29 protein-coding genes are annotated in these 24,606 nt (G+C 59.4%); 19 read left to right on the forward strand and 10 right to left on the reverse strand.

Annotation, left to right across the window (positions count from 1 at the left end; translation table 11 throughout):
* Window positions 1-530 precede the first annotated feature (530 nt).
* Window positions 531-716, forward strand: coding sequence for a hypothetical protein (locus CFE428DRAFT_RS31155; protein ID WP_006983730.1), 186 nt, complete (start codon window positions 531-533; stop codon window positions 714-716).
* A 1,101-nt stretch (window positions 717-1,817) separates the two neighbouring features.
* Here the strand turns inward: CFE428DRAFT_RS31155 and CFE428DRAFT_RS31160 are convergent.
* The 4 genes from CFE428DRAFT_RS31160 to CFE428DRAFT_RS31170 form a co-directional block, all read right to left on the reverse strand.
* Window positions 1,818-2,195, reverse strand: a complete 378-nt coding sequence (locus CFE428DRAFT_RS31160; RefSeq protein ID WP_006983732.1) for a hypothetical protein — start codon at window positions 2,193-2,195, stop codon at window positions 1,818-1,820.
* Between the two features lie 516 nt (window positions 2,196-2,711).
* The gene (locus tag CFE428DRAFT_RS31165; protein WP_042726193.1) at window positions 2,712-3,077 is read right to left on the reverse strand and encodes a hypothetical protein; all 366 of its coding nucleotides are present in this window, start codon (window positions 3,075-3,077) and stop codon (window positions 2,712-2,714) included.
* A 31-nt stretch (window positions 3,078-3,108) separates the two neighbouring features.
* A complete protein-coding gene (locus CFE428DRAFT_RS40700) occupies window positions 3,109-3,231 on the reverse strand; it encodes a hypothetical protein (RefSeq protein WP_272941152.1) in 123 nt (40 codons plus the stop codon).
* 49 nt (window positions 3,232-3,280) lie between these two features.
* On the reverse strand, window positions 3,281-3,640 hold the full coding sequence (locus CFE428DRAFT_RS31170; RefSeq protein ID WP_006983735.1) for a hypothetical protein: 360 nt from the start codon (window positions 3,638-3,640) through the stop codon (window positions 3,281-3,283).
* 867 nt (window positions 3,641-4,507) lie between these two features.
* On the opposite strand from CFE428DRAFT_RS31170, the gene CFE428DRAFT_RS31180 reads away from it, so the two are divergent.
* From CFE428DRAFT_RS31180 to CFE428DRAFT_RS31235, 12 genes are all read left to right on the forward strand, one after another.
* On the forward strand, window positions 4,508-4,777 hold the full coding sequence (locus tag CFE428DRAFT_RS31180; protein WP_006983737.1) for a hypothetical protein: 270 nt from the start codon (window positions 4,508-4,510) through the stop codon (window positions 4,775-4,777).
* A 164-nt stretch (window positions 4,778-4,941) separates the two neighbouring features.
* Window positions 4,942-5,127: a hypothetical protein gene (locus tag CFE428DRAFT_RS31185; protein WP_157447709.1), complete on the forward strand. Its 186-nt coding sequence runs from the start codon at window positions 4,942-4,944 to the stop codon at window positions 5,125-5,127.
* The gene (locus CFE428DRAFT_RS31190; RefSeq protein WP_006983739.1) at window positions 5,124-5,447 is read left to right on the forward strand and encodes a hypothetical protein; all 324 of its coding nucleotides are present in this window, start codon (window positions 5,124-5,126) and stop codon (window positions 5,445-5,447) included. Before CFE428DRAFT_RS31185 ends, CFE428DRAFT_RS31190 begins: the two co-directional genes overlap by 4 nt.
* A 176-nt stretch (window positions 5,448-5,623) precedes the next feature.
* Window positions 5,624-5,866, forward strand: coding sequence for a hypothetical protein (locus CFE428DRAFT_RS31195; protein ID WP_006983740.1), 243 nt, complete (start codon window positions 5,624-5,626; stop codon window positions 5,864-5,866).
* Complete coding sequence (locus tag CFE428DRAFT_RS31200) at window positions 5,863-6,120, forward strand: hypothetical protein (RefSeq protein WP_006983741.1); 258 nt, start codon at window positions 5,863-5,865, stop codon at window positions 6,118-6,120. The genes CFE428DRAFT_RS31195 and CFE428DRAFT_RS31200 overlap by 4 nt, the downstream gene beginning before the upstream one ends.
* Before the next feature lie 212 nt (window positions 6,121-6,332).
* Window positions 6,333-6,545: a hypothetical protein gene (locus CFE428DRAFT_RS31205; RefSeq protein ID WP_006983742.1), complete on the forward strand. Its 213-nt coding sequence runs from the start codon at window positions 6,333-6,335 to the stop codon at window positions 6,543-6,545.
* Between the two features lie 161 nt (window positions 6,546-6,706).
* On the forward strand, window positions 6,707-7,351 hold the full coding sequence (locus CFE428DRAFT_RS34825; RefSeq protein WP_157447710.1) for a hypothetical protein: 645 nt from the start codon (window positions 6,707-6,709) through the stop codon (window positions 7,349-7,351).
* A complete protein-coding gene (locus CFE428DRAFT_RS31215; RefSeq protein ID WP_006983744.1) occupies window positions 7,348-8,190 on the forward strand; it encodes a hypothetical protein in 843 nt (280 codons plus the stop codon). The genes CFE428DRAFT_RS34825 and CFE428DRAFT_RS31215 overlap by 4 nt, the downstream gene beginning before the upstream one ends.
* 407 nt (window positions 8,191-8,597) lie before the next feature.
* Window positions 8,598-9,089: a LexA family protein gene (locus CFE428DRAFT_RS38105; RefSeq protein ID WP_006983745.1), complete on the forward strand. Its 492-nt coding sequence runs from the start codon at window positions 8,598-8,600 to the stop codon at window positions 9,087-9,089.
* 121 nt (window positions 9,090-9,210) lie between these two features.
* Window positions 9,211-11,403 carry an HsdM family class I SAM-dependent methyltransferase gene (locus tag CFE428DRAFT_RS31225; RefSeq protein WP_006983746.1) on the forward strand — a complete coding sequence of 731 codons (2,193 nt, stop codon included), beginning with the start codon at window positions 9,211-9,213 and terminating at the stop codon, window positions 11,401-11,403.
* Window positions 11,375-11,920 (forward strand): hypothetical protein, encoded by a 546-nt coding sequence (locus CFE428DRAFT_RS31230; RefSeq protein WP_006983747.1) that lies wholly within the window; start codon window positions 11,375-11,377, stop codon window positions 11,918-11,920. The genes CFE428DRAFT_RS31225 and CFE428DRAFT_RS31230 overlap by 29 nt, the downstream gene beginning before the upstream one ends.
* Window positions 11,905-12,486 carry an HNH endonuclease signature motif containing protein gene (locus CFE428DRAFT_RS31235; protein WP_006983748.1) on the forward strand — a complete coding sequence of 194 codons (582 nt, stop codon included), beginning with the start codon at window positions 11,905-11,907 and terminating at the stop codon, window positions 12,484-12,486. Before CFE428DRAFT_RS31230 ends, CFE428DRAFT_RS31235 begins: the two co-directional genes overlap by 16 nt.
* A 425-nt stretch (window positions 12,487-12,911) precedes the next feature.
* Here CFE428DRAFT_RS31235 and CFE428DRAFT_RS31245 read toward each other — a convergent pair whose 3' ends face one another.
* The gene (locus CFE428DRAFT_RS31245; RefSeq protein ID WP_049975811.1) at window positions 12,912-14,606 is read right to left on the reverse strand and encodes an AI-2E family transporter; all 1,695 of its coding nucleotides are present in this window, start codon (window positions 14,604-14,606) and stop codon (window positions 12,912-12,914) included.
* 157 nt (window positions 14,607-14,763) lie between these two features.
* On the opposite strand from CFE428DRAFT_RS31245, the gene CFE428DRAFT_RS31250 reads away from it, so the two are divergent.
* Window positions 14,764-14,967 carry a hypothetical protein gene (locus tag CFE428DRAFT_RS31250; RefSeq protein ID WP_006983750.1) on the forward strand — a complete coding sequence of 68 codons (204 nt, stop codon included), beginning with the start codon at window positions 14,764-14,766 and terminating at the stop codon, window positions 14,965-14,967.
* Between the two features lie 30 nt (window positions 14,968-14,997).
* Here CFE428DRAFT_RS31250 and CFE428DRAFT_RS41490 read toward each other — a convergent pair whose 3' ends face one another.
* The 4 genes from CFE428DRAFT_RS41490 to CFE428DRAFT_RS31265 are packed head-to-tail and all read right to left on the reverse strand — an operon-like array spanning window position 14,998 to window position 19,405.
* Entirely contained in the window at window positions 14,998-15,114 is a 117-nt protein-coding gene (locus CFE428DRAFT_RS41490) for an FAD-dependent oxidoreductase (RefSeq protein WP_420196907.1), read from the reverse strand.
* Between the two features lie 60 nt (window positions 15,115-15,174).
* On the reverse strand, window positions 15,175-17,271 hold the full coding sequence (gene mdoH / locus CFE428DRAFT_RS31255; RefSeq protein WP_006983751.1) for a glucans biosynthesis glucosyltransferase MdoH: 2,097 nt from the start codon (window positions 17,269-17,271) through the stop codon (window positions 15,175-15,177).
* Window positions 17,272-17,273: 2 nt separating this feature from the next.
* Entirely contained in the window at window positions 17,274-17,843 is a 570-nt protein-coding gene (locus CFE428DRAFT_RS38115; protein WP_006983752.1) for a hypothetical protein, read from the reverse strand.
* Window positions 17,840-19,405, reverse strand: a complete 1,566-nt coding sequence (locus tag CFE428DRAFT_RS31265; protein WP_006983753.1) for an OpgD/OpgG family glucan biosynthesis protein — start codon at window positions 19,403-19,405, stop codon at window positions 17,840-17,842. The genes CFE428DRAFT_RS38115 and CFE428DRAFT_RS31265 overlap by 4 nt, the downstream gene beginning before the upstream one ends.
* A 267-nt stretch (window positions 19,406-19,672) precedes the next feature.
* Here CFE428DRAFT_RS31265 and CFE428DRAFT_RS31270 point away from each other — a divergent pair, with 267 nt between their 5' ends.
* The 5 genes from CFE428DRAFT_RS31270 (at window position 19,673) to CFE428DRAFT_RS31290 (ending at window position 23,856) form a co-directional block, all read left to right on the forward strand.
* Complete coding sequence (locus CFE428DRAFT_RS31270) at window positions 19,673-20,767, forward strand: alpha/beta hydrolase (protein ID WP_006983754.1); 1,095 nt, start codon at window positions 19,673-19,675, stop codon at window positions 20,765-20,767.
* A gap of 131 nt (window positions 20,768-20,898) precedes the next feature.
* A complete protein-coding gene (locus CFE428DRAFT_RS31275; protein WP_006983755.1) occupies window positions 20,899-21,465 on the forward strand; it encodes a type 1 glutamine amidotransferase domain-containing protein in 567 nt (188 codons plus the stop codon).
* A 188-nt stretch (window positions 21,466-21,653) separates the two neighbouring features.
* The gene (locus tag CFE428DRAFT_RS31280; protein ID WP_006983756.1) at window positions 21,654-22,472 is read left to right on the forward strand and encodes a 3-methyl-2-oxobutanoate hydroxymethyltransferase; all 819 of its coding nucleotides are present in this window, start codon (window positions 21,654-21,656) and stop codon (window positions 22,470-22,472) included.
* Between the two features lie 313 nt (window positions 22,473-22,785).
* On the forward strand, window positions 22,786-23,394 hold the full coding sequence (locus CFE428DRAFT_RS31285; protein WP_006983757.1) for a carbohydrate binding domain-containing protein: 609 nt from the start codon (window positions 22,786-22,788) through the stop codon (window positions 23,392-23,394).
* A 45-nt stretch (window positions 23,395-23,439) separates the two neighbouring features.
* Window positions 23,440-23,856: a hypothetical protein gene (locus CFE428DRAFT_RS31290; protein ID WP_006983758.1), complete on the forward strand. Its 417-nt coding sequence runs from the start codon at window positions 23,440-23,442 to the stop codon at window positions 23,854-23,856.
* 509 nt (window positions 23,857-24,365) lie between these two features.
* Here CFE428DRAFT_RS31290 and CFE428DRAFT_RS31295 read toward each other — a convergent pair.
* Window positions 24,366-24,557, reverse strand: coding sequence for a hypothetical protein (locus CFE428DRAFT_RS31295; protein ID WP_006983759.1), 192 nt, complete (start codon window positions 24,555-24,557; stop codon window positions 24,366-24,368).
* Window positions 24,558-24,606: the final 49 nt, after the last annotated feature.

Raw genomic sequence — 24,606 nt, forward strand, 5'->3', positions numbered from 1 at the left:
GAACTCGGTTTCGGGGTGGGCGGCTGGTCGGACCGCCTCTTCTGATCAAACTCTTCGGTCAAATCGTGGGGTGGCGAGGCGAAAAGCGATTCTCCAGATCAGTTGACCTTGATTACGCCCCGATCAAGTTGCCCCCGATCCCGATCCACGATTCCAGGTCGAGTGACATACGCGGAAGGCGCCTTGCGTTGCTGGATTGAAGTTCGCGGACATGATCATTGCCCACCTCCTCCATGGCGGCGACAAAGTCGCTGCGGTGAAGCGGAAGGTTGTCCCGGAGGGACAAAGGAATTTAGCCTGCTCGCCCATCCACCAACCCCCTCTATTCCCCTCCGCCGCCTAGTGGACCAAGCGAGCTTGCGAGTGACACCCCCGGAACACGTCCCTCCAAGGACGTTCCCCTGAGGCGGCGCTTGAATTCTTCGCTCAGGATGACCTTTTTTTGGGGCGCTTCGCGCTTACTGCGATGATTTCACCGCGAGCATAGGCAGTTCGTAAGCCACCCACTCCAAACAGCGAAGAGCCAGAAAATGAAAGCACTCAATGTCATTGCCTGCCTGGTCACCGCGGTCGGGATGTTCACCTCGTTGCGCTGGCAAGGTCATCCCCACTACGCAGTCGTCATGGGCGTGTTCTGGATTCTCATGGCCGCGTCGGTACTCACCGCCCCGCGGAAGCGAACGAAGCCCGAAAATGTGCCAGACGATGAGAAGTGAGATTAGGATACCATCTGGCGCTTCGTGAGGGGGAGTTTTTTCCCCTCGTTACCAAAGTGGGGCTTTGGTAACGCACCATTCCGGCGAAACTCGGTTTCGGTGGCGGGGCGGTTGGTCAGGCCATCCGGCGATCAAACTCCGCAGCGGCATCGTGCCCACCAGCGAGGCCCGCCGCAGCACCGGGGCGTGGTGAAAATACTCAGTCCTTGGGAGCATCCGATGATGCGCCATCGGGTTCCCCGATGCGATCGCGGCCGGGCCATGGGCTGAATTCCTACCAGGCGCAAAAGGGAGTGCCAATTCGGGCGTGGGCTGGAAAGCGAAACCAGCCGCCCCACCACCGAAACACAGTTTCACCGAAGGAGTGCATTACCAAAGCCTCACTTTGGTAACGAGGAGAAAACGCGGGGTTACGCGTGGCCCCCCGATCACCGTAATCATCTCTTCCATGACGGCGACAACATCGCTGCGGTGAAGGGGAAGGCTGTCCCGGAGGGACAAAGGAATTTAGCCGGGGGTGCAGCGAGCTTGCGAGCGAAACCCCCGGAACGCCCCCACACGGATGCGCCCCGGAGGCGGCGCTGGAATTCTTCGCCAGGCGGGAAATTCCTCCGCCCTCCAGGGCGGGCTCGTGGAGGGACGGATATCCGGTGGCTGTTCCTGTTCGCTTGAAGCCACAGGCTTGCACACCGGCTAAATCCCATTGTCCCTCCGGGACGGACTGGTGCTTGCTAAACCTGACTCGGTGGTGAGGATGGATTGCTGGCAGTCGAAAAATGTCGCCTGACCCGAATGGCATTAAGTTAAGGGCTGAGATGGACGAGCTCTGCTCTGTTGGAACGTCGGCTTTTCCAGCTTCCGGCGCCTGTTACCATTTCGTCCGGATCGGCTCGTGCTCAAGGGACTGTGCGCTCTTGGGGTTCAGCCGCGAATCGGCTCAACTCCCCGATCTTGAGGCCAACCGTCAGAGTAGATAAATCCAAAAAGGGCCTTAACTTAATGCCATTCTCGCCTGACCCCTATTTCCCCCTATGACCCCTATTTTTCCCTACAAGCCGCTTTCGTCAACGGCCGGGAATGGGCGCCGATCACTGCCTCGCTTTAGAATCCGATTTCGATGTTCTTCGGGGCGTACTGATCCAGGCTAATCGCCGGCCATTCCACTTTTCGGCCCTCGAAGAAACAAATTTTTAGGGCGAAGCTCGCTAGCGGGTCATCGTCGCTTTGCTCGTTGATTTCGAGGAAGCTCTTGATCGTCCCCTTGAACTTCACCTGGATTTTCTCTTGTACGGCCAATTGATATGGCCCTTCCCTCCAGCAGTAATCGGAAGGCAATTCGATCCCGAATCCCGACTTGGTTCGGACGACCAATAGGATTTCTTTTATTCTAAGTTCTTCCTCACCGAGATTGACGATGTCGCAAGTGATTGTGCCTCTGGAGGTGGGCCTGAAGTCACAAGAGAGCTTGAACGGTTTCACACGTTTTAAATGTCTCCAACCTAGCCATCGCCATCGCGACCCGCAATAGCTCGTGGTCCAAAACCGATGCGTAGCTATATGCCTCCTCTCCGCGTACTCCCCGCGAAGCCCATGAATGTAGCCGTATATAACCACGCGGCATGGAGCCGCAGTCGAAAACGGGTGCCAACCGCTGGTGTCAGCCCGAGGGTTCCCACGAGAGGCAAGCGACACGGCGGGGTAAACCCGGCCGAACAATCAGCGAGACGCCAATGGAAATCGCGGAGCGATCCTTGCCTGTAGCCGTGGACTTTAGTCCACGGAAGGGAGTTCAGCGTGCGCGTCGCGGAGCGACGTTTGCCGCCACGACGGAAGGGCAAAAGGCAAACGTCGCCCCGCGCCGAGGCCGCCCGCGAGAGCTTTCCGTGGACCCGCCGGAGCGGGACCACGGCTACAGGCATGGATCGCTCCGCGATGGGAAGAATCGTCAACGCACGCTTCCGGTGAATGTCGATTCGGCCGAGGCGGAATCGATATTCAGACTGGCAGTGGAGGCGGCGCCGGTTGCTTGAAGCGCACAAAAAACGGAAAATAGGCGAAGAAGAAAACCACCGCGATACCCTGGCAAAAGAGAAAATACTCGGGCAGCACAAACACGCCATACATGGCCGTGAACCAGGTAAACATCAACCCCAGGAGATAGGGGATGAGCGCCCAGCCGGTCTTCCGCATGCGCGAGAGCCAAAATCGACAACCGCCGCAAGTGAGAAGCGCAAATAACGTCAGGCCGATGACCAGAGGATGCCAGGGGCTCAAAATCCTCTTCGGAAGAGAATCTGGCCGATAGCAATAATGAGTCTCGAGCACGGTGATGAGGTCAAAGAACAGCCAGGCCAGTAACATGAAAGGCCGGAGGAATGAGACTGGCTTTTGCTTACCCATCGGAGTGCTGGGCCAAAGACTGCTGCTCGGCCAGCAGTGCAGCCGTGATGTTTTCGCTGTTCATTTTGGAATTCGAAATGAGCGTCGCGCACGCCGGCCCGAGGAACATGCTCATTTTGCGCATCGTGTGCCTTTTTGTGGCCATTCCCATTCCCGCCTCGCGGCTACTCCGCCTTCCGCCCGCTGATCCGCAGCAGCAGCTCCCGCATGACCCGCGGTTGATCCACCTCCGGTTTGCCGGCCGCTTCCACCGCTTCTTTCATCCGCGCTTCGAACCAGCTCCCGCCGAGCGTTTCGTTGCTCGCGAACATCGTCACGATCTCGTCGTCGATCTTGTCCTGCTCGGAGCGCTTCAGGTCGGCGATCCCCGCGGTGGCGGGATGCGGACGGCGCGTCAGCAAGTCGTAGCGGATGAGCCCCAGGACATACTCGGACATCGTCTCGTAACCGGCCTCGGGGATCCGCGCCTTGACGATTTCCTTCAACACCGTGGGCAACCTGAATTTCTCCGCAGTACTTCTCATGGGCGTTGTGAATAACTCTGAAAAGCGGACCACAGCAAGCCCACAGCGCGGGCATTGTGAGGGGAAGGGGAGTGCGGCAACATGTGTTCATGAAAGCACTACCCGCCTCGAAGCTCAACTGCCGCGCGCCGCTCTTTTTTCTTTTTTTTCCGCCCGGCGCGGTGCCATTGGCGGAGCTCCGTCCGCACGCACGGCTGCCCCTCTTTCGCCTCGGTAAGGGCGCCGCGCATTTCCCGGAAAACGCGCCCGTCGTTGGCGCTGGCGTCGAAGCCGCGCCCGCCGTCGCGATCGTCTGCCGCGAACGCAGAGGGCCGCAGAGAGAAACGGAGGGATGCGCTCCTGCGCGTTCCCCAATTTTGGTGGACGGGAAATTTCCGCAAGCCGCGGACACTTTTCAGGTTAGCACTGCACGAATTTTGAGAGAGGAAAGGAGGAATGGTTGCTCCTCCTCTGCGGCCCTCTGCGTTCTCCGCAGTGCCAACCATGAAAATGTCCGCACGACGCGTAGAATTTTTGGCCCGCGAATCACGCAAATAACACGAATGAGGGCAGATCATTCGCGTCATTCGGGTGATTCGCGGGTCACTTTCCCTTCCCTGTCTTTTCGCATGTTCGTGGCTCCCCTTTTGGTTGCAGCTTCGCCGCGCCGCGTCCTCTGCGTTTAAATTAGCCGCGACTACAGATTTATTTCAAATGCTCTAAAAAATGAAACCCCCGCCGTTAGCGCGGCGAGGGTTTCAGAATTCAGCAAAAAAATGCTCCTGGACAGAGTACTTTTCGCTGGGGGGACTATGGCGTCCCGCCGCGGCGAAGTCAATCAACACGTCGGGGTTTCCCCGATCTTACGTGCCACCACGGGGAGGACCCATGAGTAAGGCGGCACGCACGGAAAAAACAATCGGCGCCGCCCGCAGCCGCATGTCGCTGCTGGCCGCCGAAGCGCAGGCCAACCCGTTCCGATTTTTCACCTCGGAAGAAGTCGGCGAACTCTTCGGGTTTGGCGAAAACGTCATGACGACATTGCGCGGCATGGGCGCTCCCGTCGTCGGTCGAAAAATGAATCCTGGGCTCCTCCTGCAGTGGCTCCAACAGCATCACGATCGCGTGCCGAAAGTGCGCAGTGACGAGGAGGAATAATGGAACCCGTCAATCAGAGAAAGTCAGGGGAAGTATCCCATAAGTCCGGCGGAAGTCAGGGGAAGTCAGGAAACGAAAATGCCGCCCAAAAACCCGTGGTTCACTGCGCTCGTCAAATGAACAAACACACGAGCAAATCAAACCCGGTCCCGGAAATCCCTGGTGTGGATTTCCTCCCCAAACCCGAGAAGCCGTCGAAGTCGATGGCCGGTCCGTTCTACATCGACCAGATCGACATCCTGATCAATACCGCCCGCGCGGTGCGGAACCGCGCCAAGCAAGGCCTGGTCTTCATCGCCCCGGCCGGCGTCGGCTTCAAAATCTTCAAGCGGAAGGCGGTGCGGGCATGAGCGACTACGCCACCCAGATGGAACGCGCCTGCGGCGCCGGCTACAGCAGCGCCGAGGCGAAGATGTTAGTCGGCCATTCGCTCCGCCTCGAAGCCGACATCGACGACCTCGAGCCCGCCGGCGAAATCGTCGAGCAACTCGCCGCGCACTGCGCGCAACTCATCCACCGGCTCAAGGCCACCTCCGCCGCGCCGATCAACAGCCGCACCCTCATCCACGCCCTCGAGCGGGCCCTCTGCACCTGCGACGCCTTCGAGCACCTCTATGCCCGGGCCAAATCCTCCGACAAGAACGAAGCCACCCGCCTCCTCAACCAATAACTCAGCGAGTGACCAGTAACCAGTAACCAGTAATCAGTAACGCAGCCAGTAACGCAACGGAGACCAACGAAAACTAATCACTTACAAGACTAAGCACTCCGCCGAACTAAGCACTCCCCAAACTAAGCACTCATCCACTCACCATGGGCATCCTCTCTCCTCACCGAACCCAAGCCATGCAAGCCATCGCCGAGCGCGGTTTCGCGCCCGACCACGCCGCCTTCCTCTTGCGCCTCGAGCACCAGCGGCGCGCCACTCACGAAACCGCCGAAGTAGCCAAGGCACATCTCGGCGCCTTCGCCCAGCGGATGCGCCGCGCCATGGACGCCCTGAACCAAGGGCAGCTTGGTTCCGCCCGCGCCTATCTTGAAATCGGCCAGCGCGATTACCAGGCCGCCCTCAACTGCCTCCCCCGATGACCCTCTCCCAAATCAACGACCTCTCAGCGGCGGGCGCCTTCCTCCTCCTCGTCGCCATGGCCAGCGCGGCCATCGGCTATCTCCTCGGCAAAAGCCACGGCCACGAAGCCGGCGAACTCGCCGGCAGCAACGCCGAGCGCCAGGAATCCACCGCCCGCATTATGAAAGCCAAGCGCGACGGCTTCCACAGCGGCCGCATCCACGGCATCACCCAGGTCCTGCGGCTCATCGGAAAATCCACCCCCGGTAACTAACATAGCGTCCCGTTCCATGGCAAATTCCTCAAAACGCGCGTTTTATGAATCAACGAGCTGCTAGGGCTGCCGGACTACCGCTGTCGTCCGGCTATAAACCATCTGTCCTGGGGGACGGTTTGCCGACGCGGAAGGAGATCCGCGATCTGGCGCGACATTTCAATGGGAGCCATCGCGGGATGCAGCGGGGGCGGGCGGGGCGCCGGCCTTCGATGCAGTTCCAGGCGCAGGTGCTGGCGAAGCTGGCGGCGGCGGCGAAGGCGGGGCGCGGGTTGCGCTGGCTGTCGCGCGATGAGCTGGATGCGGTGGTGGCGATGTTACCATCCTCGGGAGGCAAAGCGTCGATCGAGGATGTCAAAAGAGACGAACGACGGAAAACCCGGGCTGCCAGTGGTGTGGCGATCGATGGAGGTTCAGAAAAATGAAGGCGTATCGGGTCAAAAACTGGGACCAGCATTTCGAGAACAACCGGAGTAAGACGGTGGTGAAACTCGCCTGGGTGCCGATTCCTAACAGTCACGATAGCGAAGGGTTTGCCATGGTGATGGCGCATCGGGATGGGGCGGAGATTTTCGCCGCCTGGATTTTGATCCTGCAGGTGGCGTCGCGGTGTCAGTCGCGGGGCAGTCTGGTGCGCGAGAACGGGAGGCCGTATGATGCGGCTTCGCTGGCGCTGAGGACTCGGGGGAACGCGAAGTGGTTCGAGAAAGCGATCCCGGTTCTTTTGGAAGTGGGCTGGATTGAGGAGATTGCATCGGACTGTCAGGCGGGTGACACCCCGCTGCCACCCGCCTGTCAGTCAGGTGACCAAGAAGGAAAGAAAGAAAAGAAAGGAACTGAACGGAATGGAATTGAACGGAATGGAAGTGAACCGAATGGAAGTGAACCGAATGGAACGAGCGCTGACGCGCGGGCGGTCGAGGCAGAAGCGTTTGCCAAATTCTGGAGAGCCTATCCGCGCAAGGAGGCGAAGGGCAAAGCGGAGGAGGTTTGGAAGAAGCAGGGTTGCACGCCGATCGCGGGGAAGATCATCGCGGCTGTGGAACGATACCGACTTACTGGCCAGTGGAGGCGGGATGGTGGGCAGTTCATTCCGCACCCGACGACGTTTCTAAGTCAGAAGCGTTGGGAGGATGAGCCGAAACCGACGGGTGGTCATGATGAGAAGACTTTCCGCCTGACCACGGGCGGGCCGAAAGGCTGGAACCCACTGACGGATGCGATTGAATGAAAACTGAACTTACCAAGACAGCGGCGTCGCACCAAAGTGGTGCGGCGCTCCATGCGGAAGCGGCGCTTCGGCGGGATGAACGGTGGGTTGCGGGAGAGGCTGCGGCGCCGGTGGTCGAGCGGGAGGTGCCGAATGCTTTCGACGGGATTGAAGCGGCGTTTTCACGCATCCTGGCCGGGGTGCGGAAGCTGACGCCGGAGCAGGCGAAGCGGAGCCGGTTTGAATCGATGATCGCGCCGCGCATGGGGGCGATTGGATTTCCGGCGAGGTATCGAGTGGATGTGGGAGCGTGGAACTGCGCGCCGCAGGAAGCGACCTTCCAGTTTTGCCGGGGGAAGTTTGCGGAAGTGGGCTCGATCATCGCGCTGGTGGGAGAGCGCGGGGTGGGCAAGACGTTCATCGCCGCGCAGCTTTGCCGCGAGCGGATCGATCTTTGGCTTTCGTATTACGAACGACAGCCGGTGGACCGGCCGGCGAAGGCGCCGCTGCGCATGGGGCGCTACGCGAAGCTGACGGATCTCATCGCGACGTTCAAACCGCTCTACGCGGATTTCGGATCGATCGAGACGGAGAAGCTGATGCTGCAGCGGGAGGAGCTGTGCCGGGAGTCACTGCTGTGCATCGATGAGCTGCACGAGTGCGAAGATCAGCGGCTGAAGATGCGGGTGCTGACGGATATCCTGGATCGGCGATACTCGAACCGTCTGGACACGCTGCTGATCTCGAACGAGACGGAGCAGGCTTTTCGGCAATCGATCGGTGACTCGGCGTTGTCGCGGATTACGGAGCACGGGGAGATTGTGACCTGTGCGTGGGAGTCGTGGAGGAGGGGGAGGTGACGGGGGTTTGCACGGAGATCGCGTGGGAATGCACGCGGCGGCTTCGGTTGCACCCGCGTCGGTACGCGCGGACGGGGACGGATGATTGTTTGGAGGGGATGGCGGAGGAATGGGGACGGGAGGAGTGTGCGCACGAACGATGCTATGCCGTGCGCCGAGGCACGCGAAAGGAATGGAGATGGGCGGCTGGTGGTCACGGCGCAAATAAATCTAGTCTTATCGCAATATACCGTGTAATTAAACGGTATATGGCTCCAAAGCTTCAGACGCGCCTGACCGCCCCACAACTGCGGGTGGCACGAGTGCTTGCGACTTGGGAGCGTGAAGGAAAGCCCGCTTTTGTGCCGGAACTCGCGCGCGCATCGAGGTACTCCACGCCGAGTGGTCTCATGGAAACTCTTCAGCGGATGAAGCGGAATGGGTTTGTCGAAATTCTCGGCGGTGGCGCGAAAGGACGGCCTCGGCTGGTAAAGCTGACACCGAAAGGACGGCTGGCGGTGGGCAGCGGGGGGCTTCCGGTCTTGGGAGAGATACCGGCCGGTCCTCTCGCGGCTACCCTCGCTGAACCCGTGGAGATCATGGAGGATGAGAACCTGCTGTCATGGAGAGCGGGCGATTTTCTCCTGCGCGTGAAAGGCGATTCCATGATCGGAGATGGAATTCTCCCCGGGGATTACGCTCTGCTGCGGCCCGATATTCATTGTGATCAGGGGGAAATTGCCGCCGTCCATGCCAGGGACGATTATGAAGGAACGCTGAAGCACGTTTTTGTCGAAAAGGATCAGGTGCGGCTGAAAGCCAGCAATCCAGAGTACGACGACATCATTGTTTCCAGCCACGAATGGCGCGGCGTGGCTGGTGTATTCCGCGGGCTGGTGCGTCGAGCGAATCGAAGCTGACTTCCCAATGAAAACCGAACCTTTGCGTTTTGACCGAGCCCGCGTTGTGGCCGAGGCGTGGCCTTTTTCTTTCCGTAGAGCACTACAAGTCACTACAACGTGCCGTTGAAATAATCCCGCCGTGCCTTCGCAAAAGCATCCATTCAGTGCAAAATCCCTCCAGCCGTGGCTGGAGGAATGCGGCTACACGGAGGATAAGGTACTCCCCAATCTTGCGATAGGAGGCCGCAATGCGGCTATCGCTGGCTTTTCCCAGCGACCGTTTGACAGTCGTTCCGCCTGCGTGATCGCCATGGATGTAACGACTTCGCCGGCGGAGGATGCCGCGGCGTGTCGTGTCACCGGCGCGCCGATCACGCTGCTCTGTCAGCAGAACGAGCTCCTCTGGTGGAAGCAGGGGCCATCCGATCAACGCGAATACCTCCGTGTTCCAGCCACTCACCTCGAAGGTTTTTTTCGCGAACATCGAAAAGACTTTGAGCCTGGAACCATCTATCGGGCGAAGACCATCGGCCGGTTCGAGGCCACCTATCAGCGCGAATTCGTCGACCTCGGGCTCATGCCGATGGTGGAAAAGGAAGCGGGTGAAGTCATCGAACGCTTGTTGCTTGAGCAAGTCGCTGCCCTTCGCGGACTTTTGGGCTGGCCAAAAGATCTCAGTGCGGAACAGGGCCAGTGGCTCGTCCGAGCTGTCTTCTGGCTGCTCGGGGCCAAAATGCTTCACGACAAGAGCGTGGATGGATTCATCCGGCTCGATTTTGGTGATGTCGACCAGGTCTTCGAGCGCGTTGCGCGTCATTACGGGCAATCAGCGGAGTCCATCATTACGTCCCAGAAAAAGCGCCAGGCTCTGCAATACGCGGCCAATAACATTGCTCAGCGTGCCGACCTCCGTCTCGCCACCACGGAAGCCCTGGCCTACGTCTACGAGAACACGCTAATCAGCCGTGAGGTGCGCAAAGAACTCGGCACGCACAGCACGCCGGCTTATCTCGTCGACTACATCGTGGGGCGGCTTTCCCCGTGGATTGAAGAGATACCATCGGACCAACGTTATGTTTACGAGCCGGCCTGCGGCCACGCCGGCTTCCTCGTGGCCGCGGTGAGATTGCTGACGAGTTTGCTCCCGACGGAGCAAGCGACACCGCCCCATCGTCGTGCCTATCTGCGGGAACGAATCCAGGGCTCCGACGTGGATTCCTTCGCCCTCGAAATCGCGCGGCTGTCTCTCACCCTCACCGACATTCCCAATCCGAATGGGTGGAAGCTGAAACAGGATGACGCCTTTGCGTCCGATCTGCTGGAGTCCGCGGCATCTGGTTCACGAATCCTCCTGGCGAACCCACCTTTCGAAAAAATCGAGCCTGCTCGGCGCGATGCTTACACCCGGCAGTTTCGTGCACCACAGTTCGTCAGCCAAGCTGCCGAGATTCTTCATCGCGCAATTTCCGCTCTGCCATCCGGAGGGGTTTTTGGCGTGGTAGTTCCGCAGAATCTGTTACACAGCTCGGACGCGACGGCATTTCGGCGAATGCTCACGGATAAAGCGGAGTTTGAAGAAATCTGCCTCTTCCCGGACAAGATGTTTAACTTTGCGGACGTCGAGTCGGGCATTTTGATCGGTCGGAAAGTCGGCGATGCATCGGGCGGTAAGAAGCTAGTACGTTATCGTCGAGTCAGGGAAGGTGAAGCTACAGCTTTTCGTTCCTCCTACGCTGTGACTGGCGAGATCACCGTTCCGATGTCACGGTTTGCCGAAAGCGAATCGTGTGATTTCCGTGTGCCAGACTTGGAAGAAGTTTGGGCTTCATGCGCGCAGTTGCCAAAATTGGAAGACTTCGTCGAAATCGGCCAGGGATTTAGCTTCATCGGCGAAGATCAACCAGGTTTTCCCAAGGGACAGAAGAGGACTTCACCCACACCAAAGGAAGGTTTCGTAAAGGGTTTCGAAAACTTGGGTGACGACGTTATGTCACATCAACTGCCGCCGACAACGTATCTTAACATGGCGGAAGAGATCATTCTCCGCCCGCGTGCAGGAAACACTACCGGAGTGCCGCAAGTGCTCTTGAACGAGGCTCCTGTCCAACGGGGGCCATGGTGCGTCAAGGCCATGATTGATTTGATAGGTAGGCCGGCTACTACAAGGTTCACATTGATGCGCCCGAATGGAGGGGGGTATCACCTTAAGAATCTGTGGGCCTTAATTAATTCAACATTTGCTGCTGCATTTGCTCATACACATTCGACTAAGCGAGACATCCTTACAGGAACTTGGCGCGGGCATGCCTGTGCCTTCGGTCTTATTCGTTGATCGATCTGAGGGAGATAGGGCGCTTAGCGCCGCCGTTGACGCCTATCTCTCCGCTGTCCACGATTTCGAAAACAATCTGGTCCTCGCTTCCGACGAAGATCGAGCCGCGCAGCGTGAGGCGCTGAAAATTCTTCACTGGCGTATGGATGCCGAAGTTTTGAAGCTCTATGCACTGCCGGTCGAATTGGAGCGCAAGCTCCTCGACTATTTCGCCGGCTGTAAACGCGTCGGTGTGCCATTTGATCAGGATCGATATTTCCCGGAGGGCTTCAATGTTCCGCTCTCGCTGGCAGACTATCTGGCCATCATCGCCGATTGGGAGACGATCAATGCGAGGCGCCTCGCTCTCATCGATCGAAAGCGCGGTGGCAAATTGACTGGTGAAGAAACAACCGAGCTCGCGAACCTGAAACGTCTGGCACGAGCGAAATCCGCGCTCGTCATGCCACTGCCGATGCGTGAACTCGAGGAACAAGAGAACGACTTGCGGCGAAGAGGCCTATGGCGAGGCGAGTGATTCCGCAACCGTACGTCTTTCCCGATGGACCGCACGCCCGCCGGCACGGCCCCAAGGGCTGGAAGGACTACGGCCGTTATCGCCAATGGCTCCGGGACGAATTCTGCTTTCGGTGCGTCTACTGTCTCATGCGGGAACAATGGGTCGACATGCGCCGTGGATTTCAAATCGACCACTTCGTCGCCCGGAAAATCCGGCCAGACCTTAAAGCCGACTACGACAACCTCATTTACCTCTGTCCTTCGTGCAACAACCTCAAGAGGGCGAGTCGCCTCCCCGATCCTTGCCACGTCGCGTTGGCCCAATGCCTTCGCTTCAAAGGAGACGGCAACGTCGAGGCACTCAACGCCGACGGCGAGATGATCATTGAAACACTGGAACTGGATGATCCGCGATTGGTCGAATTCCGACGGCGGAAGATAGGAATTCTTCGCAGCCTGGCCGCTGATAATTGGGCGCTCTTCGTCGAGGAGATGCGTTTTCCCACCGACATTCCGGATCTCACACAAGAAAACCCGCCCGAAAACACTCGCCCAGACGGGTATCGCCCTAAGTTGGCACGCTAGACTACGAGCCGGAACGCTTCCCGAGGTCTATTAATCATATAAGCGGACATTCACTTTCGTAACGATGATGCGGAAAGAAGGCCCTGCGCCGCGGGAGATTGTTACCTGTGCGTGGGAGTCGTGGAGGAGGGGGAGGTGACGGGGGAGAAGTGGGGGAGTGCTTAGTGCTTAGTGGCGAATGCCGAATGATCCCGCGGAGCGGGGGCGAATGGCAAATCGCAGATGGCAGATGGTCCCGCAGGGCGGGAGCAGATGGCGGCCGCCTCCTCTTTGCGCTGTTTGACGTGAGGCAGGTCACCGCGGGCTTGGACCGCCTCGCGGACGGGTTCCCCTTTGGAGCCAGCATCGGCGCACAGGTGCTGGACGCCGGCGGCGGGACGCTCCAGCATCACTTGATCCAAAGTGGCCGCCAGCAAGAGAGGATGTCAGGCGGAGACCGACGTGCGCTTCGTATCCGATGCTGTGGCCGAGATGAGCCGGATGGCGGCCTCGAAGCTGGTCACGGTTTCCACTTGGGAGGGTGGTGGATTGCTTTCGGACTCCACGGGATCCCCGTGCCAGTAGCCCAGGATTTTCAATCCGCTGGTGTTATCCCCGATGAGTTTGAAGAGCGAGGCCGCGGCGCGCGCGCCGACCGCTGTCATGGCGGAGACGCAGAGCGTGACTTCGGTCCGATCGGCCACTCGCGAGATGATTTCGCTATTGAGCACTCGCTCGGAGAGCCAGGTGCAATCGATGCCCTTGCTGCGCAGGACATACGCCAGCATGGCGCCGGCCAGGGCATCCGCCTTGCGCCGCGCCGGCACGATGACGACCGAATGCACCGTCGATTCATCCTGTGGTGGAAAGTTTTCCAGGCTTGAAAGCGCCTCGCGCAGACTTTCGTAAAGATCCCGATGTTCTTCCTTGGAAAGATCCCCCGTGACACGGTCGTATTCGGCGAGCTTGAGTGCCGGCAGGACGACTTCGTCGAAGAGTTCCACGGTCGCGCCCTTTTCGTGATAATCGCTGATCGTTTCCTCGAGTTCATCGCGATCATCGGCCAGCAAGCGCTGGTAAAAGCGATTTGCCGGATCGATCGGCGGTTCCTTGCCCAGCAGGACGTGCAGGAAAGCTAGGGCTGGCAAGTGTTTGCCCATCACGACCAGGCAAACGGTGAGCGGAGTGGCGAGAAGCAAGCCGCCCGCGCCCCACAGCCAGGTCCAGAAAATCGCGGACACGACGATGGCGCTGGCGGAGAGCCCGGTGCTCGCCCCGTAAAGCCAGGGTTCCATGACATTCGCGGTGAAGAGTTCCACTCCGATAAAAAGGGCGACGACCTCAACCGGTTGCGCCCATCCAGGAGAGATGGCGAACGAAAGCACGAAGGGAAATGCGGCCACGATCCAGATGCCCAGATAGGGCAGAAAACGAAGGATGATCGCCAACACTCCCCACAAAGGGGCATTCGGGATGCCGATGAAATAGAGCCCGACGCCGACGGGGATGCCGTAGGTGGCATTGATGAGTAACTGCGCGGCGAGATAGCGGCTCACACGGTCGGCCGCGTCGTCGAGCGCCTGGGTGGCAAGATGGAGGCGGCCGTGACTCACCAGGTGAATGAAACGATCGCGCAGGCTCTGCCGGTCATAGAGGAAGAAGATGACGTAAACTGCCACCATGCCGGCGGTGCCGATCGGCGAAAGCAACGGGCCGGCGAGTTCCTTGGCCACGCTCAGGAGATTGACATTGCTGGTCGGCAAATCCAGTTGGGCGGCTTCACTGGTGATGTCGGACGGCTTGGCGGGATGGACGCTGCGCGTGTAGGCAGAGAAGGCCGAGGTGAGTTTGCCCAGCGGCGCGAAGACTTTCTGTTGGAGATTGTCGTGATAGCCGGGGAGCGATTTGGCCAGATCGACGGCTTGCGCGCCGACCACGTAAAGCACTGACGCGAGAACGGTGAAGGAGATGATGGTGACGACCCCCACCGCGGGACCGCGCCCGCATCCGAGGGACTCGACCCGGGCGGTTAATGGCGCGAGCAGGAATGCCAGAAGGACAGCTAGCGCCAGGGGCATGAGGAAGGGGCGGCCAAGGTAGAGGACGGTGGTGACCAGGCAGACACTGAGGAGGAGGGACAACGCGTTGGACCGAGGGAAGAACATCACTTGTTTATCGCTCCTCACCACAGCGACGAGTGTGCGTTGACGGTGGTCGACGGCACCGGCGTAAGGCCATTTCGCTTTGTCGGAGCGAAGAATCGGTAGGTGTCACTGTTTTTAACCATTTTCGTACACTATGAGAACCACGACCCTGACCTTTCCCGAATTGATCCTGATCGCGGCAACGCGTGGCATGCTCGGCGCCGGTTTGGCGTTGTTGCTGGCCAAACGATTGAGCGACCAGCAGCGCGAAACGGCCGGCACGATCCTCACCGCGATCGGACTGCTCACGACGGTGCCGCTGGCGCTGGAGGCTTTCGGGAAGAGCGAACGACACTGAGAGCAACGCGATTAGCGGGCGCGCAGGATATCATTTGCCGCCCAATTCCAACGGCGCGTCGTACGACGCGGCACGCGTGGTGTAAATCCGCCCACCAATGCGGTCGCGTGCTTCGAGAAGGAACACTTCCAAACCGCTCTGGTGCAAATAGCCCCGCGGAGGCCCATCCGGCGGGCCCAGCGCCGATGATGATGACCTTGGGCGTACTCAAACCTCCACGGCCTCGCCGCGCAGCCAGTATTCCCGATGCAGCCAGGCCATGGCCTCGGGGTCGGACGCCAGTTGCAGCCGCTCAGCCGCGCTCAAACTTGCAGGGCCTTTGTCCAGCAGCTTGCGGGTGAGCGTTCCGCCCTCACCGTTGAGCTTCTGCGGAGAAAGCTTTTCTTCGCGCAGGAGCGAGACATGGATGGCATTGAGATAGGGATCGCGAATGGCGGCCAGCAACGCCTCATCGCCGCCCGCGAATCTGCGCTGCTTCCCTTCGAGTCTTGCCCGCATCTGCACGAGTTGCGGAGTCGGCATTGTTTCCTCCGGGGTGAGTAGGAGACCCGCGCGACGTAGTGCGCAGCCGAGGCGATCCGAACCGGTCAAGACGGAAAGAGGAATCGACAGCATTAAGCCGAGGCTGATGGGCAGGAACCACCAGAACACCGCGGGATCGATCCATAAAATGAAGGCGCTCCAACCCAAGCCGATGAGGGTGTGTCGCCAGTGCTGACGCCACGCATCCGACCATGAGGTCCCACTCGCAGCGCGTTGCTGGGTATTCCAGCGCACCTCCAGGCCCAGCAAAGTCGCCGCGACGAATCTCGTGTGAAAGAGCATCTGGATCGGCGCGTGCAGCGTGGAGAAGATTGTTTCGATGAAGGCGCTGCTCGTGGCGCGGATCAGCCCTCCGAAAGCGCGCCGCCGTTCACGGTCGCAGACCAGATCGAGCACGCTGAGGAATTTCGGCAGGAGCAGCGTGACCATGCAAAAAAGGAAGACGAGCAGGGCATGATGCGCGGCATCGAGATGCAAGTATGGCGTGAAAGCGGCCACGACGACCGTGGAGAGTCCCGTATCCTTGCGAAACCAGATGAGATAGGTGGAAGTGATGAGGAAGAGGAGCCAGAGCGGCCCGGCGAGATAGCCGAGAATGCCGAGGGAAAGATGCATGCGACTCACCCCGCGCAGGCCACGGGCAAAGAGCACCATGAAGTGCTGTAGATTCCCTTGGGACCAGCGCCGGTCGCGTTGCGCGTTTTCGATGATCCCCGGGGGATTTTCCTCATAGCTGCCGACGAGATCGCTGGCGAACCACACTTCCCAGTTTTCCTTTCGCAGCAGCGCCGCTTCCACGAAATCATGACTGAGAATCTGTCCGCCGAAGGGCTTGCGTCCGGGTAACTCGGGGAGATCGCAGAGTTGCATGAAAGGCTCGGTGCGGATGATCGCATTATGGCCCCAGTAATTGCCGCCGTCTTGCATCCAGTAACCGAGCGCGGCGTTGAAGATCGGACCGTAGAGGCGATTCGCGAATTGCTGGAACCGGGCGAAGGCCGAATGCGCATTGACGATGCGAGGCGCGGTCTGGATGAGCCCGACGGTGGGATGCGTCTCCATGAGTCGCACCAGATCGAGCACGGTCGTGCCGCTCATTACGCTGTCGGCATCGAAGACGATGAAGTAGCGATAGCGCCGTCCCCACGCCTTGAGAAAATCACGAATGTTGCCACTCTTGCGGCCAACGTTCTCTGCCCGCCGACGATAGAAGATGCGGCCGAAGGCATTCAGTTGCCGGGTGAGGGCGAACCAGCATTCCTCTTCTTCAATCCACGTGGCCAACTGGCGCGAATCGCTGAGGATGAAAAAGTCGAAGCGCTCCAGTTCGCCGGTGGCGGTGATCGCCTCGTAGACTGAGCGCAAGCTTTCGCAGACGCGATGAGGGTCTTCATCATAGACGGGAAAAACGAGCGCGGTACTCGTGTCGGCGATGCTCCGATTCCGATAGGCCGGCGAGGCGGTGATGTTATGGCGGTCTCCAACGCGCCGAAGCACGAAGCCATAAATGCCGTGCACACAACCGATGGAGGAAAGGAACAGCAGAATCGTGAAGAGCACGAGCAGTACGATGCGCGCGGGTGACCAACCGACGCGCCAAAGCAGATCGGCAAAGAGCACCGCACCGATACTCGTGAGAAGAACGGCGAAGGAGTAGAAGACGAAGACGCGCGCGGTCCCCGCGCGTGGCGCCGTCCTCTCGGCGACGGGCGAGAACGAAAAAAGAGCACTTGGCGGTGACAATGGAGTCTCCGGGTTCATGGTCAGTGAGTCATGCGGAAGACGATGACCAGCAGCAGTCCAAACCCGAGCCACGCGATGAGCATGCGGAAGTAGGGGATATTGCCCAGGTTCGTAAGGGTGGTGATCGGGCCGAGGTCGATCGGGCGCGGATTCATCTGTGAGAATTGGAAATCGGGTCCGGCGCGGAAGAAGCTTTCGCGCATGGCGCGCACGAATTCTTCCGGCCAGGGAGCGGGCCGCAAAAATTGGTCCTGCCATTTGCCCGGCATATCCGCGAGGAGCAGGGCGAGACGGCCGCGGCTCGAGAGCAAGTTATTGCCGGGGGAGAGTGGTTCATCGAGCACCGCGGCAAACCATTCGGTAACCAGTCGGTCCAATTCCTCGCAGGCGAGCGCGACCGTCGAGGACTGTGACTCCACCCCTGCTCGCTGGATGGCGCGATCGAGAATCTGCGAGACGAGTTGTCCGCGCAGCAGCCGATTGCGCACACGCAACGCTTCCAGATAGCGGTCGACCACAGCGTAGGCGGAGTTCCAGTCTTCCAGCGGATGGCCGGCGATCATGCCAGGTTGAGCGGCGGCGGCATTCATGGCGGACTCCACAGAAAGGCCCACGTCTCGCTCACCGGCATGCCGGCGCGTTGCAGCGTGCAGCGCAAGTCCACCGGATCCTTGTTCCCGGCCTTTGGCTCGAATTTCAGGATCACGCGCCAGGTGTGGGTGAAGGGATTGGGAATGACCTGTGTCTCGTAAATCTTGGCGTTCGCGGAGCAATTCACCACGGCGGTCGGCGGTTCCTTTTCGGGAATCGCATCGAGTGCCGGGCCGGAGAAATCGAGATGCACCTGGCGTTTCGTCTGGTCGTTGTTGTCGAGGCCGATGCGGGTGGCGACGACCTCGTTTTCTGAAAGCTGAAAATCCGTTTCTCGCGTCCAAAGCAACTGATAGCCAAGGCGGAATGGTTCCAGGGGCGCGGGCTTCACCTTGGGATTCCAAAAGGCAACGATGTTATCCAGGCCTTCGTAGTGGGTCGGCAACTCGACCAGATGGACCTCACCGTCTCCCCAATCGCCTTTCGGTTTGATCCAGATGCTGGGGACCTCGTGGTAGAGATTGAAGAGTTCCTCGTAGTGTGAGTAATCGCGATCGCGCTGCAGGAGGCCGAAGCCGCGGATATTGTGGGCGGCAAAAACCGAGTGGCGCATCACGGACGCGTTGTTCAGCGGACGCCAAACGGTTTCGCCGCTCTCCATCTTGAGGAGCAGGCCATCGGAGTCGTGCACTTCGGGGCGATAGTCGTCGAACTTGCGCTCGGAGTTTTCGCCGAACCAAAACATGCTCGTCAGCGGCGCGATGCCGATGGTAGCCAGCGGTTTCCGATCTTTGTTGACCGCGAGCACTTTTTCCGGCGAGCGAAAAAAGAGCACCACGTCGACATCGGCGATCGTGGTTTCACCGGGAGTGATGCGAATTTGAAACGCGCCGGTGCAACTTACGCTGTCGAGCACGGCGTAAACGAGCAGGCTTTTGTCCGTGGGCGCTGGCTTGCCGAGCCAGAAATCGGTGAAGATCGGAAATTCCTCCGGACGATCCGGTTCGCCGCAGTCGAGGGCGAGACCGCGGGCGGAGGCGCCGTAGTGTTGATCCTTGCCGAGCATACGAAAATAGCTCGCGCCAAGAAACGAGGCAATTTCGTCGAACTCGCCGGGCTTGTTGATCGGATGGAACATCTTGAAGCCGGCGTAACCGGTGTCCGCGGGAATTTGATTTTCGATCTTCAGGTTTCCGTAATCGAACCAGTCGCGCACGAAGCGAATGCGTTGCACGAATCCTTTCGTGAATTCGTAAATCTTGACCGGCTCCTGATAGATGTAGCCGGGGTGAAAGAATTCGGCGTGAAAGGGAAGTTTGTCGCCGAGCCAGAAATCGCGGTCCTTCTTGAATCGAATTTTGCGATACGCATCGTAGTTCAACTTATCCTGCTTCAGGACATCGGGCATTTCCGCGCGCGGGCTGTGAAATGGTTCCTTGGCACGTTGCGCCGCGACGCCGGTGACGTAGTCGAAATTCACTTCCACTTTCTCGACTTGGGCTGCGACTTCGACGATCGGCAGCAGCAGGGTCCCGAGAAAAATTAAAAAACGCACACTCATGAGGATGTCGAAGCGTTCGCGGCAAACCCGCGTTGCGGATGGCTGGAAGGATGATTTCGTTCCGCGGCGCGCAATATCGTGACACAAATCCGTGCGGCGAAGTGCCCGCGAATTACGCAGATGACGCGAATGAGTAATGACTCCATTCGTGTCATCTGCGTAATTCGCGGGCTTCTCTCCTGCCTTCTTGAGATGTGGGTAATGCTTGGGATGGAAGCGCGCAACCTTCCGTTCGCGTGCGAAGACTCTTCGCATTTATTGCGAACGATGAAACCCGCGGCATTTTTTCATCAGGCCGAACGTTGGGGGGTGTGTGCGATTCTGCGACTGCTCTGTGTCGCGGCGTTGCTGTGCCAGGTATCGGTGGCTCGCGCCCAAGTGGAAGAGGGCGTCATGGATCCGCAGATGCAAGCGGTGCTCGATGAATTTGCGACGCTGCAACCGAAGCGCATTGAGACGTTGAGTCCAGCCGAAGCGCGTGAGCAACCGACAATTACAGATGCGGTGAATCGCTTGATACACAAAGAGCGAGGAAACGAGGTGGTTCCGGAGAAATCCACGGTTTCACGAGAACTGCTGGAGGTTGGTAACGGACGAACGCTGGAGGCGCGCCTCTATCGTCCGAGTGGTCATGGGCCATTCCCCGTGATCCTGTTTCTGCACGATGGCGGCTGGGTGTTGTCGGATTCGCAGGCCTGTGAACCCGCGGCGCGTGCGCTTTGCGAGTCGGTACGCGCAGTCGTGGTGTCGGCCGATTATCGCCGGGCACCAGAATTCAAATTTCCCGCGGCGCATGACGACGCGCTGGCGGCCTATCGCTGGGTGGTCGAGCACGCGCGAGCGATCGAGGGCGATCCATCGCGCCTGGCGATTGTCGGCGAAGGTGCGGGTGGAAATATGGCGGTAGCCGTGTGTGAGATGGCAGCGGCCTGGCGATTGCCACAGCCGCAGCGGCTCGTCCTCATCTGTCCGATCGTGAACTGTGAATGTCACAACCAGTCCTGTTTTCAAAATGTCCGCACGCAACCGCTGAGTGCGCCGATGAAACTGTGGTTTCTTACGCTTTACCTGAACTCGCCGGCCGATGAGGTGGACCCGCGCATTTCGCTGTTGCGGGCGCCCCTTCTCGAGGATCTGCCGCCGACGACCATCGTCACCGCCGAATTCGATCCCCTTCGCACCGAGGACGAGGAACTCGCGCGCGGACTTCGCGAGGCGAATGTCCTCGTGAGCTATCGAAACTATGCCGGCGTTACCCACGGTTTCTTCGGCATGAGTCCGGTGGTGGAGCAGGCTTATGAGGCAAATGCCTTCGTGAGCGCGCAACTGCAGGAGTCTTTTCTCAGACCTGATACGCCTTAGGACGACTTTTCTACTCAGCCCTGATTGGGATCTCAGGCGGCGTGCTGAGTCGGTTTCGGAGTCAACGGACGATTCTTTTGTAAGCGACTGTGCGAACTTTCGCGACGGGCGCTTGGCCAATTTTCCGAATTATGAGTACACAAAAACTGGAACAGAAACACGTGGCGATTCTCGCCGCGGATGGCTTTGAACAAGCCGAACTCGAGGAACCGATGCACGCGCTGAAGGACGCGGGTGCGCAGGTCAGCATCGTTTCCCCGAAGGCCGGAAAGATTCAGGGCATGCATCATGCCGACAAGGGCGATCAATTCAAAGTCGATCTGCAATTGGATAAGGCGGACTGCGATGACTTCGATGCCCTGCTGATTCCGGGTGGATTGATGAATCCGGATGAGCTGCGCTCGACTCCGGCGGCGGTGGAATTCGCGAAGTCCTTCGCCGAGGCGGGAAAACCGATTGCAGCTATTTGCCATGGACCGTGGGTGTTGATCGAGGCGGGACTGGTGAAAGGGCGCCGTCTCACTTCCTGGCCGGCGATCCAGAGCGACATCAAGAATGCCGGCGGCAAGTGGGTGGATGAGGAAGTGGTGGTCGACAACGGGCTCGTGACCAGCCGCAAACCGGACGACATCCCGGCTTTCAATGCGAAGGTCATCGAGGAATTTGCCGAGGGCCACCACGAGGGGATGGCGGCTTAGAGACTGTAAAATAAACTGGCGGAGAGAATATTTGGCCCGCAAATCACGCAGATGACCCGAATGATAAAAGCGCCATCCGTGTCATTCGCGTGATTCGCGGGCGCTCTTTTCGCGGTCTCTTAGAGTATCGAGCGAGCGGCGCGATGGCGGTTGAGTTCCGGTCGGGGTTTGCGTAGTCCTTGGCCACGATGCTCCGCCCCCGAAAAAAATACACCGTCTACGACCTGCGCCAGCTCAAAGGCAAACGCTGCCTCACGCATATTCACGTCAAGTCGCCACAGGAAGCCGCGGCGGCGGAACAGGCGGGCGTAGACCTCATGAGCTGCAGCTTCGATTCGCCTGAGGCGCAGGCACGGCTGCCGTTGCTGGTGGCGGCAGCGCCGAATAGCTTTCTGTCCGCGGCGACACCGCATGGCATGGCAACGCCGGAGGAGGCGATTCGCGTGGCGTTTCGCGCGCTGGAGGTGGGCGCCAGTTCGGTCTATTGCTCGGCGAGTCCTTATATTGTCGAGGCGATGGCCCGCGAAGGCATTCCCGTGGTGGGGCATCTTGGAATGGTGCCGCGTCACGTGACGTGGACGGGTTATCGGGCGATCGGCAAAACGGTCGACGAAGCGCGGGAGCTTTATCGTCGGATGAAGGCGCTCGAAAATGCCGGCGCCTACGCGGCGGAACTCGAGGTGGTGCCGCACAACCTCGCGCGGTTTCTGTGTTCGCAGACGAAGCTGATCCTCATGTCGCTGGGTTCGGGCGATGGTTGTGACACGCAGTTCCTTTTCTCCGATGACATTCTCGGCGACTACGAGGAGCGGCCGCCGCGTCATGCCAAAGTGTATCGCAACTTCGCCGAGGAAAATCGCCGTTTGCAGGCGGAGCGGATCGCGGCCTTTGGGGAGTACATCGCGGACGTGAAAGAAGGGCGTTTTCCAGAACGGTGCCACCTGGTGGAAATGGAGGCGTCATTGCTCGACGAAGTGAAACGGTCGATTGGCGGCACTGCGCCCTAAGCATTACCCACAACTTTTTGTCGGCGTTAGGGACAGCGAGGAATTCGGCCGCGGCTCACTGGGAGGGGCGACTTTCCAGTCGCCCTGCGTCGCGGAGCGACGCCCCAAAGATGGCGCTTCGCGCGTTTGTTCGGTCGGCGACTGGAAAGTCGCCGCTCCCAGGAGCGCCATCTGTGTCGACGTGCAAATACCGCGCAAAGATATGGGTAATGCTTGGACTGCGCCGGGGCACTGTTTGATAAACATCCGGCAGGGCCACGTATTCGGTTTGCGAAGGCGGCTGATCTTACGTTAACCTCCGGGCATTCACGCTATGAGACCCTACCGCTTCCTCAATCACTCGGTGCGTTCGCTGCAAATCATTCTCGCCGCTGCCCTGTTGCTCGGCATCCAGGCGCTGCCTGCGGTCGCAGATGCGCCGAAGAGTCTGCTGCCCGCCTTTGGCGAAGAGGGCAAGGAATTCAGCGTCAAGGCGAAGGACGGAAATGTGGTGCACGGCTGGCTGCCGAATGATTGGACGGATAATTCCGATTGGGCGCCGGTGAGTGCGACTTATACCAAGCTTCCCGACTCGCCGGACAAAGCGGCCGGCGCAGTGCGGATCAAGGTCGAGAAAGTGGAGGAGGGCGGCCAGTTGCAGCTCACGACTTATCAAGGTAACCAGAAATATAAAAAGGGGACGAAGTACGTCTTGAGTGGCTGGATTCGCAGTGCGGAGCACACCAGCGTGAAGGTCGGTACGCGGCAGATGAGTGAGCCCTATGAGTTCTATCACGAAGAGGACCTGGCTCCCGAGTCGGAGTGGAAACATTTCGAATTTGCCTTCACGCCGATGATGGATTTTCAGGCATTCATGATGTTCATCGTGCACGATCCCGGCACCGTGGATCTCGCTGGAATCGCGCTGGAAGAGAAGCCTTGAGGGTGAAGTCCGAAGTGGCCGGAAGCTGAAGCGGAGGCGACTGATATGTCACTCCTGCTGATCGTTCATTTCGCCTGCACGTGGATGTTAGTGGGGCTGATTTGGGTGATTCAGGTGATCGTCTATCCGCAGTTTTTGCGCGTGGGCGTGACGGAGTTCACCAAACTGCACTTGGCGCATTGCTGGCGGATCGGATTGCTAATCGCGCCGCTGCTCGCCGTGGAGACAGTCTCGGCAGCGGGACTGCTTTACCAAGGGCATCGCGAGCGGGCTTTGCTGGCGAGCATCGCGTTGATCCCCTTGAACTGGTTGTGGACGGCGATCCTGCAGGCGCCGATTCACATCAAGCTGATGCAGGGTTACGACGCGGCGGTCATTCGGCGGCTGATTCTCTCCAATTGGCCGCGCACACTGACGTGGACCGCTCGTGGGGTGTTGATGATCTACGCAGTCGCGAGGTGAGAGGGACACCGTTAGCCGGACGACACTGCGCGGTTGCTCGTGTCGGCCAAGTGCGCCGTGCTGCCCTAAGCATTACCCACATCTTTGGCCGTAACTACGAAGTCGTGGCGGTGAAGCGGTAAGCTATCCCGAAGGGATAAAGGATCGTAGCCTGCTCGCCCGCCCGCCAACCACCTCTATTGCTCGGCACCGCCGTGCCGTCCCTTTGGGCTGCCTTCGGCAGGCTATCTCGCTCCGCTCGGTTCCCCTCCGCCGCCTCGGGGACCAGCGAGCTTGGCGAGCGGCACCCCCGGATATCTACCCCACGGGTCCCACCTCGGCCAGGGGTGGAGGAATCGCCGGTCAGCGAGAAATCCGGCACCACCTTCGGGGTGCATCCCTTTGGGGACGGTTTCCGGGGGTATCGCTCGCAGACTCGCTCAACCCCCGGCTACGGTCCTCTATCCCTTCGGGATAGGGGCATCGCACGTCAAAAGATGTGGGTAACGCTTAGCTCCTGCCGGTCGCGACTAATTGCCGTTTTTCTGGTCGCGAACGTGATTGGCTTCGTCTTTCAAAGCGTCGGCTTTGGCCTCGCCTTCTTTCTTGGTCACTTTGGCGTCGGCGGCGGCGTCTTTCTTGGCGGCCTTGGCCGCGGCGTCGAGTTTGGTTGCTTGAGCGTCGAGTTCGGCTTTGCGGGCCCTGCTCTTGCTTTGAGTCACACGCTGCAAAGGTGAGCGCGATGAGAGGAACAAGTGTAAGGAGTTTCAT

Origin of the sequence: Chthoniobacter flavus Ellin428, from assembly GCF_000173075.1 — a bacterium.
Classification (GTDB): domain Bacteria; phylum Verrucomicrobiota; class Verrucomicrobiia; order Chthoniobacterales; family Chthoniobacteraceae; genus Chthoniobacter; species Chthoniobacter flavus.

What these genes read in the sequence shown, in the direction of transcription:
- CFE428DRAFT_RS31155 (WP_006983730.1), top strand. Translation starts at nt 531, where the DNA reads ATGAAAGCACTCAATGTCATTGCCTGCCTGGTCACCGCGGTCGGGATG.
- CFE428DRAFT_RS31165 (WP_042726193.1), bottom strand. Translation starts at nt 3,077, where the DNA reads ATGTTACTGGCCTGGCTGTTCTTTGACCTCATCACCGTGCTCGAGACT.
- CFE428DRAFT_RS40700 (WP_272941152.1), bottom strand. Translation starts at nt 3,231, where the DNA reads ATGAGCATGTTCCTCGGGCCGGCGTGCGCGACGCTCATTTCGAATTCC.
- CFE428DRAFT_RS31170 (WP_006983735.1), bottom strand. Translation starts at nt 3,640, where the DNA reads ATGAGAAGTACTGCGGAGAAATTCAGGTTGCCCACGGTGTTGAAGGAA.
- CFE428DRAFT_RS31180 (WP_006983737.1), top strand. Translation starts at nt 4,508, where the DNA reads ATGAGTAAGGCGGCACGCACGGAAAAAACAATCGGCGCCGCCCGCAGC.
- CFE428DRAFT_RS31190 (WP_006983739.1), top strand. Translation starts at nt 5,124, where the DNA reads ATGAGCGACTACGCCACCCAGATGGAACGCGCCTGCGGCGCCGGCTAC.
- CFE428DRAFT_RS31195 (WP_006983740.1), top strand. Translation starts at nt 5,624, where the DNA reads ATGCAAGCCATCGCCGAGCGCGGTTTCGCGCCCGACCACGCCGCCTTC.
- CFE428DRAFT_RS31200 (WP_006983741.1), top strand. Translation starts at nt 5,863, where the DNA reads ATGACCCTCTCCCAAATCAACGACCTCTCAGCGGCGGGCGCCTTCCTC.
- CFE428DRAFT_RS31205 (WP_006983742.1), top strand. Translation starts at nt 6,333, where the DNA reads ATGCAGTTCCAGGCGCAGGTGCTGGCGAAGCTGGCGGCGGCGGCGAAG.
- CFE428DRAFT_RS31215 (WP_006983744.1), top strand. Translation starts at nt 7,348, where the DNA reads ATGAAAACTGAACTTACCAAGACAGCGGCGTCGCACCAAAGTGGTGCG.
- CFE428DRAFT_RS38105 (WP_006983745.1), top strand. Translation starts at nt 8,598, where the DNA reads ATGAAGCGGAATGGGTTTGTCGAAATTCTCGGCGGTGGCGCGAAAGGA.
- CFE428DRAFT_RS31230 (WP_006983747.1), top strand. Translation starts at nt 11,375, where the DNA reads ATGCCTGTGCCTTCGGTCTTATTCGTTGATCGATCTGAGGGAGATAGG.
- CFE428DRAFT_RS31235 (WP_006983748.1), top strand. Translation starts at nt 11,905, where the DNA reads ATGGCGAGGCGAGTGATTCCGCAACCGTACGTCTTTCCCGATGGACCG.
- CFE428DRAFT_RS31250 (WP_006983750.1), top strand. Translation starts at nt 14,764, where the DNA reads ATGAGAACCACGACCCTGACCTTTCCCGAATTGATCCTGATCGCGGCA.
- mdoH (WP_006983751.1), bottom strand. Translation starts at nt 17,271, where the DNA reads ATGAACCCGGAGACTCCATTGTCACCGCCAAGTGCTCTTTTTTCGTTC.
- CFE428DRAFT_RS38115 (WP_006983752.1), bottom strand. Translation starts at nt 17,843, where the DNA reads ATGAATGCCGCCGCCGCTCAACCTGGCATGATCGCCGGCCATCCGCTG.
- CFE428DRAFT_RS31265 (WP_006983753.1), bottom strand. Translation starts at nt 19,405, where the DNA reads ATGAGTGTGCGTTTTTTAATTTTTCTCGGGACCCTGCTGCTGCCGATC.
- CFE428DRAFT_RS31270 (WP_006983754.1), top strand. Translation starts at nt 19,673, where the DNA reads ATGAAACCCGCGGCATTTTTTCATCAGGCCGAACGTTGGGGGGTGTGT.
- CFE428DRAFT_RS31275 (WP_006983755.1), top strand. Translation starts at nt 20,899, where the DNA reads ATGAGTACACAAAAACTGGAACAGAAACACGTGGCGATTCTCGCCGCG.
- CFE428DRAFT_RS31280 (WP_006983756.1), top strand. Translation starts at nt 21,654, where the DNA reads ATGCTCCGCCCCCGAAAAAAATACACCGTCTACGACCTGCGCCAGCTC.
- CFE428DRAFT_RS31285 (WP_006983757.1), top strand. Translation starts at nt 22,786, where the DNA reads ATGAGACCCTACCGCTTCCTCAATCACTCGGTGCGTTCGCTGCAAATC.
- CFE428DRAFT_RS31290 (WP_006983758.1), top strand. Translation starts at nt 23,440, where the DNA reads ATGTCACTCCTGCTGATCGTTCATTTCGCCTGCACGTGGATGTTAGTG.